The sequence below is a fragment of the Amphibacillus sp. Q70 genome, assembly GCF_052055485.1.
In the GTDB taxonomy this organism is placed as follows: domain Bacteria; phylum Bacillota; class Bacilli; order Bacillales; family Amphibacillaceae; genus Amphibacillus.
Genome location: NZ_CP197171.1, coordinates 50,616 through 64,416, shown reverse-complemented (window position 1 = coordinate 64,416; position 13,801 = coordinate 50,616). Strand labels below are relative to the sequence as shown.

10 protein-coding genes are annotated in these 13,801 nt (G+C 36.1%); 5 read left to right on the top strand and 5 right to left on the bottom strand.

Going from position 1 to position 13,801, the window contains the following annotated elements; all coding sequences use genetic code 11:
• Positions 1–465: 465 nt before the first annotated feature.
• From ACS127_RS00280 to ACS127_RS00270, 3 genes are all read right to left on the bottom strand, one after another.
• Positions 466–657 (bottom strand): GNAT family N-acetyltransferase, encoded by a 192-nt coding sequence (locus tag ACS127_RS00280; protein ID WP_440896478.1) that lies wholly within the window; start codon positions 655–657, stop codon positions 466–468.
• Positions 658–682: 25 nt separating this feature from the next.
• The gene (locus tag ACS127_RS00275; RefSeq protein ID WP_440896477.1) at positions 683–922 is read right to left on the bottom strand and encodes a hypothetical protein; all 240 of its coding nucleotides are present in this window, start codon (positions 920–922) and stop codon (positions 683–685) included.
• A 163-nt stretch (positions 923–1,085) separates the two neighbouring features.
• Complete coding sequence (locus tag ACS127_RS00270) at positions 1,086–1,646, bottom strand: hypothetical protein (RefSeq protein WP_440896476.1); 561 nt, start codon at positions 1,644–1,646, stop codon at positions 1,086–1,088.
• 991 nt (positions 1,647–2,637) lie between these two features.
• Here ACS127_RS00270 and ACS127_RS00265 point away from each other — a divergent pair.
• Positions 2,638–4,236, top strand: coding sequence for a xylulokinase (locus ACS127_RS00265; protein WP_440896475.1), 1,599 nt, complete (start codon positions 2,638–2,640; stop codon positions 4,234–4,236).
• A gap of 214 nt (positions 4,237–4,450) precedes the next feature.
• Here the strand turns inward: ACS127_RS00265 and ACS127_RS00260 are convergent, their stop codons facing one another.
• Both ACS127_RS00260 and ACS127_RS00255 read right to left on the bottom strand, forming a co-directional pair.
• Positions 4,451–5,260 carry an AAC(3) family N-acetyltransferase gene (locus tag ACS127_RS00260; protein ID WP_440896474.1) on the bottom strand — a complete coding sequence of 270 codons (810 nt, stop codon included), beginning with the start codon at positions 5,258–5,260 and terminating at the stop codon, positions 4,451–4,453.
• A 1,064-nt stretch (positions 5,261–6,324) separates the two neighbouring features.
• Positions 6,325–6,606 carry a hypothetical protein gene (locus ACS127_RS00255; protein ID WP_440896472.1) on the bottom strand — a complete coding sequence of 94 codons (282 nt, stop codon included), beginning with the start codon at positions 6,604–6,606 and terminating at the stop codon, positions 6,325–6,327.
• Between the two features lie 354 nt (positions 6,607–6,960).
• On the opposite strand from ACS127_RS00255, the gene ACS127_RS00250 reads away from it, so the two are divergent.
• The 4 genes from ACS127_RS00250 (at position 6,961) to xylF (ending at position 13,730) form a co-directional block, all read left to right on the top strand.
• The gene (locus ACS127_RS00250; protein ID WP_440896471.1) at positions 6,961–8,298 is read left to right on the top strand and encodes an MATE family efflux transporter; all 1,338 of its coding nucleotides are present in this window, start codon (positions 6,961–6,963) and stop codon (positions 8,296–8,298) included.
• A gap of 128 nt (positions 8,299–8,426) precedes the next feature.
• A complete protein-coding gene (locus tag ACS127_RS00245; protein ID WP_440896470.1) occupies positions 8,427–9,020 on the top strand; it encodes a GNAT family N-acetyltransferase in 594 nt (197 codons plus the stop codon).
• Between the two features lie 193 nt (positions 9,021–9,213).
• Positions 9,214–11,991, top strand: coding sequence for a glycoside hydrolase family 3 protein (locus ACS127_RS00240; RefSeq protein WP_440896469.1), 2,778 nt, complete (start codon positions 9,214–9,216; stop codon positions 11,989–11,991).
• A 644-nt stretch (positions 11,992–12,635) separates the two neighbouring features.
• Complete coding sequence (xylF, locus tag ACS127_RS00235) at positions 12,636–13,730, top strand: D-xylose ABC transporter substrate-binding protein (protein ID WP_440896468.1); 1,095 nt, start codon at positions 12,636–12,638, stop codon at positions 13,728–13,730.
• Positions 13,731–13,801: the final 71 nt, after the last annotated feature.

Below are 13,801 nucleotides of genomic sequence, written 5' to 3'. Positions count from 1 at the left end.
CCAATTTAATAGACCAAACCAGCTCTGAATGTCAACCCTAATCCAATATTTTTAAATATAAATAAGCTAAACACCATGCCTAGAGCTGTTCCAAGGGTCAGACCTAGATTGAAATAAGAACGTTTTTTTTGTTTCATACTCATTATCTAAATGTGAGCGAATCTGATTGATTTTTTGCTGCTGATGATTAAAATTATTTTCGTCAAGTTGTTCTAGTTTATCTACGAGCTGTACGATATAATTTTCCAGCTCAATAAAATATTGATTACATGCTTCACAAGCGGATGAAAAGAAACCCGAATTTTCAATGATAGCATGGTATTCTTCTAATTCTAGTTATTTAGCAATTTGCTTATCAACAGTCTTGCTCAAATTTCGAGAATAGTTTTTAATTTATTAATCTTTTGCTTGCCCATAATTTTTCTCCCTCGAAGGAGTGATCATTTTTAATGATGTCGATCTCAATTAACTAAAAAGATACTTTGGATTTATAAATGTGTTTTTTATCGATTGATATTCCCTATCTAAAATGCTCATAAACACGTCTGTCTCATATTTACCTTCGATTAAAGCGCCTTCCCTTTCAATTCCTTCTTGGATAAAGCCATACTTCTGATAACAATTGATTGCTCGTTTATTATATTCAAGGACACGCAAGTCAACCCTATGTAGATGTAGTTTGTCAAATGTATAATGTAGGACTAATTGTGTAATTTCTGTGTCCCCAAATAGAAGGATCAAATAGCCCTACGGCATAACGTGCCTGGTTATCTATTTCATTGACCGATAATCGAGCTTGCCCGACTAAACGTTCTTCAAACTCTACACACCATTCAAATTTGTTTGCTTTAATAGATTGAATAAACTTTTTGGCTTCCTTCATTGTCTTAGGTGGTAAATTCGTTGTATCTCCACCATACATCCTTTGTTTACATCAACATTTAAATAGTCGCTCAAATCACTTTCTATTGGCTGTCTTAACAACACTTTAGTCCCTTTAATGTTTGGCACTTCATCCAAATTTAATCACCTCTAATTTTCCGGTAATATATATATCTGCCTCAATATTATAAAGGATAATCTAGTTAACTATCTTCCTGTTTTTTATTTGAAATTGCTTTGTGAATATGATCGATAATTTTAGCAACGGGTAACGAACCATCCACAACCATGTCTGAATTTGGTTTTATTGACTTGAGCATTTCAAGAAATCCCCGTCTTCCATTAGAGAGGTAATTTTCCATTTCAATCAAGATACTTTCATTTGAACTATTTTTGAAGTCTCGTATCATCCGACGTGCCATTGCAATATCTAAGGGCGTATCAATATAAATAGTAAAGTCAATCAAGCTCTTCATTTTAGCGTGCTTATAGGCAAATGGGGAATCTAGAATGATGTAATCTAAAGGTTCAGCAAATAAGTTTTCAATATCTCGGATTAATGGAGTCAAATTCCATTCGTTATAATTAGCTCCATTATCAACCCATTTGATAATATCATTCGGACCCTCAAGGTCATAGTCATCAAAAAATAGTGTTTTGGAATGATCTAATTTCTTATTTAAAGCTTTTACAATAGTTGTTTTCCCTCCACCAGAAACCCCAGCAATTGAAATAACCCGTGGTTGATTTCCCCTTTCTATCATAATTAACCTCTGCTTTCAAATGTCTTTTTCAACATGATGACTCTTTAATTGAAGCGTAATTCTCCACATACTTTTATCACAGCTAACCGTCCCGTCCGTAAACTCGAGACAACAATGGTCTTCAGTGGGACGAGTAGCCGCATTAAGGAAAGCTATGACGTATTTCCATCACAAGAATAAGTGTCTTACTTAGTCTGAGTCCCAATCCCAATCAGTGGGAGTAAAAGGAACCAGACCAAAATCGTCACGTCCTGGGACTGCGGTTACTCGTCCCACCGAAGTGATTTGCGATTACTCGTCCCACCGAAGTGATTTGCGATTACTCGTCCCACCGAAAACATTTGTGACAACATCTGGGGTTACGGTTACTCAGCCCATCGAAAGGACTTGGGACTGGGACTGCGGTTACTCGCCCCACCGGAACCATTTGTATGGCCTACATCTTGTAAGCCTAACTCCCGCTGATTGAAGTTTCGTTTTATATTGATCATAACATATTTCAGATTAAATTCTATATCTTCGTATATTGGAATTTGAAGGCAGGCTTTGATATTCATCTGTTGACCAATCATTCGGTGAAGCTGTAGATTTTTAGCTTGGCTTTTGATCCTTGATTTGAGAGCTTTTAAATTTTGAAAGGATAGCATGACTAATCTGGAATTGAATACCTCAAGGTCACCTTTTGTTTGTTATATTCAATTGAGCTTTCACTGAATCTATTTTATAAACCTAAAGTGGTACGAACCTGTTTTTGCAAGAGAATAATTAGTTGTGTTGTATAGGGTATAGGTATGTGATGTTAGGTTATACCTTTGATTAACACAAGTTTAGACAATAATTTTATTTTATCTTTTAAAAATTAACTTGGACTCAGATCATTTTAATGTTATGATTTAGATGATTGATTTATAAGTTAATAGATAAAAGTACCATATACTTATACGTATAAATAATTAAGTTATTTAAATAGATTTTTTAGGGAGGAATGTAAATGAGTAATCAAAATAAACAAGCAATTGTAGCAGGGAGGACGGCACTTGGCATTGAATTCGGTTCAACACGAATTAAAGCCGTTTTAGTTGGAGAAGACAATCAGCCAATTGCAGCAGGTAGCCATGATTGGCAAAATAGTTATCTAGATAATATTTGGAGCTATAGTTTAGAGGAAATTTGGAAGGGTTTACAAGATAGTTATCGTAAAATGGCTCAGCATGTTAATGAGCAATATGGTGTTCCTTTAAAAAAAATTGGAGCGATTGGTTTTAGTGCGATGATGCATGGTTACATGGCTTTTGATAAAAATGATCAATTATTAGTTCCGTTTCGAACGTGGCGAAATAATATAACAGGAGAATCGTCTAAAGCCTTAACAGCATTATTTAACTATAATATTCCACAAAGATGGACCATTGCCCATCTTTATCAAGCGATTTTAAATGGTGAAGAGCATGTAGCTGATATCAGCCACTTAACCACTTTAGCTGGGTATGTTCATTGGAGGCTAACAGGTCAAAAGATTTTAGGCGTTGGTGAGGCATCGGGAGTCTTTCCGATTGATTTGGAAACGAAAAAATTTGATCAAACAAAGATTGACCAATTTAATGACTTAATTTCAGCCAATCAATTACCATGGAAACTTGAGGATTTATTAGCAGATGTGTTGTTAGCTGGTGAGAATGCAGGTGTACTTACTGTTGAAGGTGCTAAACTCCTTGATCCTACAGGTGAACTTGAGGTGGGTATCCCTGTTTGTCCCCCAGAGGGTGATGCTGGAACAGGGATGGTCGCAACAAATAGTATTAAGGAGAGAACAGGTAATGTTTCGGCGGGGACATCTGTATTTGCAATGGTTGTCTTAGAAAAGGAATTGAAAAAGGTGCATACAGAAATTGACCTTGTGACAACACCTACTGGTAGTTTAGTAGCCATGGCCCATTCCAATAATTGTACATCAGATCTTAATGAATGGGTGGGTTTATTTGCCGAGTATTCAAAAGCAATGGGAATGGAAACAGATATGAATAAAATATATCATACCTTATATCATTTAGCCTTGGAAGGTGATAAAGATACGGGTGGATTATTGTCTTACGGTTATCTTTCTGGTGAGCATATGACGCATTTTGAGGAAGGTCGTCCACTTTTTGTTCGTTCTTCAAATAGTCATTTTAATCTAGCAAACTTTATGCGTACCCATCTATTCTCTGCCTTAGGTGCAATGAAAATAGGGATGGATATTTTACTTAAAGAAGAGGCTGTAGAGTTAGATGAAATTCTTGGGCATGGTGGTTTATTCAAAACAGAAGGTGTCGGACAACGAATGATGGCAGCTGCCTTGAATACACCTGTTACAGTGATGGATACAGCTGGAGAAGGTGGAGCGTGGGGGGCTGCGTTACTTGCATCTTACATGATCAATCGGGCATCCAACCAAACTTTGGATGATTATTTGCATACAGTTGTTTTTGCTAATCAGGATGTTGCTAAAATTTCACCAGTTGCTGAAGATGTAGAAAGTTTTGAGTTATTTATGGAACGATATAAGTCTGGCTTGCCAATTGAAAGAGCAGCGGTTGATTACTTAAACTAATGTTGAAAAACAAAGAAAAGCAGGGATACCATATTATTGGTGTCCCTGTTGGTTTATAACCCTCTTTATTTATTAAGAATAAACTAAATTGATGTACAAAAATATAAGGTAAATGTATTGACTGGAAAGCTATGCATCAATCGAAGAAATACCTAAATGAGTATGGAGCTACTTTTCTTGAGCATGGCTACACACTTTCTTAACATCAAATTCATTAGCTAGTTAATTTTTCTAACCATCTTGCTTCAAATTTGCTTGAAAAAGCTTCTGTAAGTGGCTCATTATCAGAAAATAAATCAGGATCTACTTCAAGCATTGTTGTAATGATTTCGGTCAGCTTAACAGTATCACAGACACGAACCTCAGCATCACCAAATTTACCGATATGCATGGCACCAAGTTCTAGTAAGTAATCATCTACTTTCCAAAAATGTTCTGACCAGCTTAAGCCGCAGTGTCTTCGCGAAGGAACGGAAATTTTAGTTTTATCAGGTAAATGGGTGTATAGTTGTTCAGGTGAGTCAGTTATTCTACCTGGGATATCCACCCATTCTTCGATACCATGAATAAATGTATTCTTTGTTAGATTAACGCCTAAAAGCATAATTTGTGCTTTTCGATCTAACAGTTTTCCCCAAACAGAACCCCTTGCACAGGGTGTATCGAACTTTTCAGCTCCTGCTGTAAATACTTTTGCATCTTTACCTTGTGCCCCAACGGAGTGGGTAGGATGCCATGAGCGAATCACCCCTTCACGCTTACGAAACATTTCAGTTAGGATACCAACACATGTTTCAGATTGATCAACATAAAAATTTGGATTTTCTTCATTAATATAAGACCAAGTGTGTGTGGGCAAAACGAGTAATCCCTTATTCATATACTCTGAAAAACAATCGAGAACGGTGTCGGGTCCACCTTCGACATCACCAATACTTTTATAAGAAGAGTGAATCAGTAGTGTCCCATATTTATAAATGCCAAGTTTTTTTAAATCATTTGTTAAGTCTGTTTTTGTGTACATCTTTTTCCTCCGATTATTCATGATTCATTTTTGTAAACGTTAGCTTAACGATTTGAAATATTCGTAGATTTCAGTTCATAGCTAACCATATCATAGAATCACTTTTTCTTGAACTAGAGTCGTTTATTTTCTATAAAGTGTGTGTTTAAAAAGGAGTGGAGCAGTTCAGGGATGCGAAGCTTTGAACCCCGGAGTGTATCCTTATCATACGTGAGGAGTGGAAAAGTTAGCAGACGAAGAAAGGCGACAGCTATTTTTAAAAGATAAGTATATCAAATGGCTATATCCCAGTGTTTTTAACTATGATTATGAAGAAAAATATCTTAAAACGCCTATTTTTTGATGAGCACCAATCCTAGGAAGCTTTCAAAAAGACACGAGGATCAGTCGTCATCAAAGCTTTTTTTATTGAGTTTTTAAGGTGCAAAACTCAAGTTAGCTATAAAAGTTTGCGCGAAGAAATTAAGCATAAATTGTGAAAGATGTATAGAAAGCCTTGAACTTGCTTGCAAACCGATGAACTTGACTGTATTTCGGCGAAGTTGATTGTATTTTCGTTAACTTGACTGCATTTCAGCGAAGTTGATTGTATTTTGGCTAACTTGATTGTATTTCGCTGAACTTGATTGCATTATCGTTAACTTGACTGTATTTCGGCGAAGTTGATTGCATTTTCGCTCACTTGACTGTATTTCTGCGAAGTTGATTTTTGCTTTTATTTTTAATCGACTACTAGTAACAGATGATCATGAAACTGACTAGCTGTTGTACTAACCTGACAATATTGGATCCAATTGTTCCGCCCGCCTCAATTTAGCTGTGAACAATGTGGGGGAGCAATGTATCCAGAGTATTATAAAGGGGTACATGGCTATGAATATAAATGATCGGATGTGCTCTAATTTGGCTAGGAAGAAAAGGACCGGATGGGAGTTGCCCGGTTTTTCTTTAGCGGACTTTTTGAACCATCTCTTAAAATAAAAAAATACCCCTTCCATATTGGAAGAAGCGTTATCTTAAAAAAAGATTTTATTTTTCATGCTCAAATATGTCATGCCATCAAGCTAAGCTATGTTTTTTCCTAGATATAAGAAAAATAAGATAATAATCAGATTAATGATGGTAATTGTTAAAGCAATATAAGGAATAACTTTTTTCTCTAATCGACTGAATAATGTGAGGAAGGTGAAAATAATAGAAATAATAGTACCAAATATGATAATGCCAATGATGATGGGGTCTAATTGCCGACCGAATTGAATGGATAATGGATCTAAAAGAAACATACAAGTTGTTACTAAAATACTAATAAATAAGAACACATAAGATTTCCAAGAATGTACCATTTATATTCTCCTCCTTTACTACTATACTAGCATAGCTTATTGATACTGAAAACTTCAATGATAGGTGTTGAATGTTGCCACAGTCATAAATCTGTGATATGATGACGATAAAAATTTAAACTGTGTTTCATTTTTGTCGCCGGATAAAAATGACAGAGCACTTTTTTTCTTTTGCGTAGGCTCATAAAGCAAAAGAGGAAAGTGCTTTTTTTATACGATTAGAAAACACCTTTCTTATTCTACTCCCAAATGATTAAGATGGGAGCAATAATCAAAAGGTGTGGGGAGAGAGGATAGTTGAAAATCTCTAAGCGTAGCGACAAAACGAATTTTTCTAATGTGAGGAGAGATAAGATGGCAAGAAAAAAGGAAGTCAATCAATCGATAGTGAAACAATTTTCTGAGTATATATCACTTGGGGTGTTGAGTATGCTTGGAATGTCTCTTTTTATATTGGCAGATACATTCTTTATTGCTAATGGTATTGGAGCGGACGGTATCGCTGCCTTAAATATTGTACTCCCTATCGTTAATATTGTTAATGGTCTGGGGTGGATGCTTGGTGTTGGAGGAGCAACGCTCTTTTCTCTTTCCAAGGGACGTAATGAAATAGGAAAAGCTAAGCAACAATTCACTTACACCTTTGTTTGTTCAGTAATTATTGCTTTTATTATCTGGGGAGTCTTTTTAGTTTTTTCAGATTATATACTAAGGATATTGGGTGCCTCTGGGCATATTTTTGGGATGTCCAAAAGTTATTATATGGTTTTAGTCAGCTTTTCACCTGCTTTTGTATTGAATAATGTCATGATTACTTTTTTGAGAAATGATAACAATCCAAGACTAGCAATGATTGGGTTATTGACCGGCGGACTTATTAATATTGTGCTAGATTATCTTTTTATTTTTCCATTTGAGATGGGCTTAAGAGGGGCAGCCATTGCAACAGTTATTTCTCCAATGGTTAGTTTAGCTATTCTAACCATTCATTTTAAAAGTGAGAAGCGATCTCTAGCTTTCACTTCGTTCTCTAGAGGTTTCAAAGAGATCAGACAAATTGTTTCACTAGGGTTTTCTTCATTTTTAAATGAGTTTTCTTCAGCTGTTGTAATGTTTTTGTTTAATATATTCATTCTTCAGTTGGTAGGTAATATAGGTGTATCAGCTTACGGGATCATTGCTAATATGAATATAATAGCGATCGCCATTTTTACTGGGATGGGTCAAGGTTTTCAACCACTTATCAGTCATTATTATGGATTGAAAGATCTCAAGAGTGTAAGAAAACTTTTAAAATATGGTGTATGGACTTCATTTGTATTGGGATTGTTCTTTTTTCTGATTGGTTATGTTTATTCAGACTTTATTGTGATTGCATTTAATAGTGAACAAAATCAAATTTTAGCTGATATAGCTGAAAAAGGACTTGTTTTATATTTTATTTCCTTTTTGTTTACGGGCATCAATTTTATTTTGATTTATTTTATGGCTGCGATAGGGAAAGCTCGTCCTTCTTTTATTATTTCACTATTAAGAGGGTTAATATTAATTATTCCTATTTTATTGATTATGTCAAAAGCCATAGGACTAACAGGGATTTGGCTAACCATGCCAATTGTTGAATGTATGACTTTCCTTATTGGAGTCAGCATTTTGTATCGATATATAAACCAACGATTGAAAACAGAATAGTGATGGTTCTTTTTTCAGTAGAGCTGAGCTAAAAAAGGATTTGAAGCAGGATTGTCGAATTTAATGATGAATAATTCTTTTAATTTAATTCGTTCGATGTTTAATATTTAGATAAGGGATGAATAAAAATGACAATCATGCTTGAATCCATTTCTGGCTGGACACAGTATCCACAACTAGAAGCATGGTATTATTCAGCGGATCCAATTTTTCATAAGCTGGGTTATGGCAGTCATGCTTCTAAGATTATTAAAGCTCATTTGGATGCAGATTCTTTATTTGTTCAAAGGCAATTTTTACAGGGGATTTTTGTTAACCAAAAGCTAGTGGGGTTTGTTATTATTTATCCTGTAAAAGAAAGTGCAGCGATTCATCAAATGAGCTATCAGTATCTAAAAACACATATGAGCCGATTGGGTTATTTAAGAAGAAAAAAATTATATCGTCAAACGGCTCAAATGCTTAATAAAGCAATAGTTGATAGTGGCTATTATATTCATACATTGACCATTGCACCTCAATATCAAGGGCAAGGTATTGGTTCAATAACGATCGATAGGTTAAGAGATCGATATAAAAATCAAAAACTATCGCTTCATGTTAATGATCAAAATGATCGTGCGGTCAAATTTTATTTACAGAACCGTTTTGCGTTTGATTTTCATGGTCAAATGCGGTACCAAGGTCATTATTATGGTGAATATTTGATGAGCAAAATTTAGTTTTCAATGTCCTAAGGATGAGCAAAATTTAGTTTTCATTGTTCTAAGCTTGATCACTTTATTTTATTTGATTTTCTGATTTTTTTGGTATTTACCGAAACCGCTTTCTGTTAATGTGTTATTATGGATAGAGTCTAACTATATATAGTAGAGACCTAATTGGAAGTCGATAAATTGGTTGGAGGGATTAATGATGAGTAAAGAATTAATAGGCGTACCTTTGGAAGGGTTTGCAGAGTTTAGCCGTCAGGTAGCAGCTGATGGTGCTGTATTATTAAAAAATGATTCAGCTACATTGCCGATTCAAACAGGTGAGGTTGTTTCTGTTTTTGGTCGAGCACAAAAGGATTATTATCGAAGTGGGACAGGATCTGGTGGGAGTGTCAACGTTAGCTACACAACAAATTTAATTGATAGTCTACGAGAAAAAAAAGATATTAAGATAAATGAGAGTTTAGCGACGATTTATCAAGAGTGGATTGCTAAGCACCCATTTGATGACGGTGGCGGAGGCTGGGCAGCTGAGCCTTGGCATCAAAAGGAAATGTCTTTGACTGATAAAATGGTTGAAGAAGCAAAAGAGCAATCAGATAAAGCCATTATTGTCATCGGTCGAACAGCTGGTGAAGATCAAGATAATGCGGCCGAATCAGGGAGTTATTTATTAACGGAAGATGAACAAAATATGCTCAAATATGTAACGAAGCACTTTGATTATGTTGCAGTCATTTTAAATGCATCAAACATTATTGATACAAGCTGGTTAAAGCAGTATGATATTCAAGCACTATTATACACATGGCATGGTGGGATGGCAGGAGGTCTTGCAGCTGCTGATGTATTGGCTGGTGATGTCACACCGAGTGGTAAGTTGACGGATACGATTGCCTATTCAATTAATGATTACCCCTCGACAGCCCATTATGGTCATGACGATAAAAATATTTATGTAGAGGATATTTATGTGGGTTATCGCTATTTTGAAACATTTGCACCAGAAAAGGTTCAATTCCCATTTGGATTTGGTTTATCCTATACGACTTTTGAGCAAACCTGTTCTCCTGCTCATCTTGTAGAGGTTGACGGGATGGAACATTTGGAATTCAATGTGACCGTCAAGAACACGGGGGAATTTTTTGCTGGTAAAGAAGTTGTTCAAGCCTATGTTGAAGCGCCACAAGGTAAGTTGGGGCAACCCGCCCGATCTCTCGTTGCTTTTGCTAAAACAGATTTATTAGAACCGGAAGAACAGGAAACGCTCACTCTTCGTATCGCAATAAATGTACTCGCTTCTTATGATGATGCTGGAATAACCGGTTATCGTTCTGCCTATGTGCTGGAAGAAGGGATGTATTTGTTTCATATTGGATCGAGTGTACGTGAAACAACCCAAGTAGAAGTAGAGGGGCAGGCAGGCTATTTTGTTGAATCACTTCATTTAGTGGAACAATTAGAGGAAGCAATGGCACCCATAGAAGCCTTTAAACGGTTGAAACCGGGAGAAAAGATGACTGATGGACGTTATCAGCCCACTTATGCTGAGGTCCCTATTCGTGAGCTGTCTTTAAAGGAAAGAATTGAAAATCGATTACCTGAATCATTTGAGCAAACAGGCGACAAAGGTTATCAGCTTAAAGATGTTGCGGGAGGGAAAATCTCAATTGAAGCTTTTGTGGCACAATTTTCGGATCAGGAGCTGGCAACGATTGTTCGTGGAGAAGGGATGAGCAGTCCACTTGTCACATCAGGTACGGCTTCTGCCTTTGGCGGTGTTAGTGATCGTCTCTTAAGTTACGGTCTTCCTGTCGGCTGTACGGCAGATGGACCATCAGGAATTCGAATGGACAGTGGTAAAAAATCAACCCAAGTACCGATTGGAACACTTCTCGCAGCAACATGGGATCAAGAGCTTATTGAGGATCTGTATGAATTTGGTGGAAAAGAACTTGTTCGCAACGAAATCGATATGCTTTTGGGACCGGGATTAAACTTGAGACGTCATCCCCTTAATGGTAGAAACTTTGAGTATTTTTCTGAAGATCCGCTTGTGACAGGTGCTTTTGCTGCCGCTACATCACGTGGGATCGGCAAAGGTGGTGCATATGCAACACCCAAGCATTTTGTCTGTAATAATCAAGAACAATCACGACATCAAGTTGATGCAGTTGTTTCAGAACGAGCGCTACGTCAGCTTTATTTGAAAGGATTTGAAATGGCTGTTAAAGAAGGTGGAGCGAGAGGCGTTATGACTGCTTATAATCCAGTTAATGGACATTGGTCTGCATCAAATTATGATCTTAATACTACAATTTTACGCGGAGAATGGGAATTTAAAGGGATTGTCATGACCGATTGGTGGGCACAGATGAATGATCCAATTAAAGCTGGTGAACCAAGTCGTCAGAATACACACCATATGATTCGTGCCCAAAATGACCTATACATGGTTGTGAGCAATTATGGGGCAGAAGTGAATGCATTTCAAGATTATACGTTGGCCGCCTTAGAAAACGGACAGTTAACACGTGGTGAATTACAGCGTTCGGCAATCAATATTTGTCAATTCTTAATCAATGCTCCTGTATTTAATCGCAAGCAAATCTTCAATGACTCCTTTGGAAAACTAGCTCCAATCGAGGATAAAGACACTGCTGATGTGCAAAGTTTAGCAGAAAGCGGAACAGTGAAACCAGATCCAAACAATCAAATTATCTTTAAGGTAGAAGAAGCGGGTGAATATCGTATGTTTGCAGAGTTATCTTCACCAGGGTCAGACCTATCTCAAACAGCATGTAATATTGTGATTAATGATCAAACTGTGGCGACCGCACAAACTAATGGAACTAAAGGGAAAAAAGTTAAACAAAAGTTACAAAAAATAGATTTAGAAGTGGGTTTATATCAATTAAGCTTAATCTTTACGAAACCAGGAATGGTTGTTGAACAACTTCATTTTTCAAAAGTAAATTGACGAGTCAAAAGGGTGGTGATTAGCTAATCCCGTTTAGTAGTCTTTTGCATTTGATTGGCTAGCTTTCATTTGTCTAATGAAAGCTAGCCATATTGCTTTGAGTAGAAAATCTTTCTGAAGTTAAGCACAAAATATATAATAGAAATTTCTATTGGGCCTTTCGGAGCTTTAAATTATTTAAAATGTCTGATAGAGTGCTTTGATTAGTAACGTTTAATTTTTTTGAGAGGAGTCATGGACTTCTGTCAAGAAAATGAATACTAAATCGCTGTATCCTGTGCATAATTTATTTAAGCAATATAATCTTAAACTCAGTAAAAAGAGCAAAGCTAATGCTTGCTCTTTTTTGTGAAAAATCGATTTATTTTACTGCACTATTATCACTGAAATTCATACTTAGTTGTAAGCTAATAAACGGCAATTTAATATCAAAAAATGAGTGCAATTGTTAGTCATAGTTGTAACTATAGTGAGTATTACTATAATCTTAGCCCGCTAAAATAACTATCGAACCTGACAGCCTTAAGATTCGTTAATGTTGCTAACTTTCTTAAAAAAACTTTGTATGTTCACTGTACAAACAAAGAAAATGAAGTTATAATGTAATCGATTACAAAAAACTGATTATTGAAAGGAGCATTTTCATGAGTAAGAGCCTTAAATGTATTGTTACGCTTTCTATTGTTTTTGGTTTTCTATTGTTTATAGCGGGTTGTGGACAAGATGCTGGTGGGGGAGCTGCAGATAGTGGTGCAGATGGAGAGTCAGAAGATAGTAATATAAAAATTGGTTTATCTGTAGTTGACTTAACATTGGAGCGTTGGCAGCACGATAGAGATATATTTGTGCAGAGAGCTGAAGAATTCGGTGCAGAAGTATTGGTTCAATCGGCAGATGGTAACGAAGAAACTCAATTATCACAAATACAGAATATGCTATCGCAAAATGTTGATGCCATTGTTATTATAGCGGTTAATTCTGATTCACTATCACCAGTTGTGGATCAAGCTATAGAAGAAGGAGTCAAAGTCATCGCATACGATAGAATGGTAAATAATTCTGAAATTGATGCTTTTGTTTCTTTTGATAATGAACGAGTAGGCGAGATGCAAGCTGAATATTTAGTTGAACAAGCTCCATCAGGGAATTACTTTTTATTAGGAGGATCTCCTGTTGATAACAATGCTCATATCGTTAGAGATGGGCAAATGAATATACTTGAGCCACTAATTGAAGATGGAGATATTACCGTAGTTGGTGACCAATGGGCGGATAATTGGTCAACTGATGAAGCGTTAGAAATTGTGGAAAATGGACTTACCGCAAATAATAACAATATAGATGCCGTCGTGGCATCAAATGATAGTACAGCTAATGGTGCTATTCAAGCCTTATCTGCTCAAAATTTAGCTGGTGAAGTACTTGTTTCTGGACAAGATGCTGACTTATCAGCAGTAAGAAGAATAGCTGAGGGCCTTCAATCAATGACTGTTTACAAACCGATCCAGAAAATTGCAACAACAAGTGCAGAAGTTGCTGTTCAGCTTGTAAAAGATGAATCACCCGATACTGAAGAAACGATGCATAATGGGGTCATTGATGTTCCTTTTGTAAAGTTAGATCCTATTTCAGTTACCGCAGATAATTTATTAGAAACAGTAATTGAAGACGGTTTTCATTCCTATGAAGATGTTTATCAAGATATACCTGAAGATGAGCGTCCTGAAAAACCTGAATAATTACTGTAAATAAACAAGAGTTAATGTCTGAAAAAAAGTGTTTACTAAGCAATTGAACTTAAGATGGTGCT

Excerpts from the sequence above, each read along its gene's own strand:
- ACS127_RS00275 (WP_440896477.1), bottom strand. The coding sequence starts at position 922 with ATGTATGGTGGAGATACAACGAATTTACCACCTAAGACAATGAAGGAA.
- ACS127_RS00270 (WP_440896476.1), bottom strand. The coding sequence starts at position 1,646 with ATGATAGAAAGGGGAAATCAACCACGGGTTATTTCAATTGCTGGGGTT.
- ACS127_RS00265 (WP_440896475.1), top strand. The coding sequence starts at position 2,638 with ATGAGTAATCAAAATAAACAAGCAATTGTAGCAGGGAGGACGGCACTT.
- ACS127_RS00260 (WP_440896474.1), bottom strand. The coding sequence starts at position 5,260 with ATGTACACAAAAACAGACTTAACAAATGATTTAAAAAAACTTGGCATT.
- ACS127_RS00255 (WP_440896472.1), bottom strand. The coding sequence starts at position 6,606 with ATGGTACATTCTTGGAAATCTTATGTGTTCTTATTTATTAGTATTTTA.
- ACS127_RS00250 (WP_440896471.1), top strand. The coding sequence starts at position 6,961 with ATGGCAAGAAAAAAGGAAGTCAATCAATCGATAGTGAAACAATTTTCT.
- ACS127_RS00245 (WP_440896470.1), top strand. The coding sequence starts at position 8,427 with ATGACAATCATGCTTGAATCCATTTCTGGCTGGACACAGTATCCACAA.
- ACS127_RS00240 (WP_440896469.1), top strand. The coding sequence starts at position 9,214 with ATGAGTAAAGAATTAATAGGCGTACCTTTGGAAGGGTTTGCAGAGTTT.
- xylF (WP_440896468.1), top strand. The coding sequence starts at position 12,636 with ATGAGTAAGAGCCTTAAATGTATTGTTACGCTTTCTATTGTTTTTGGT.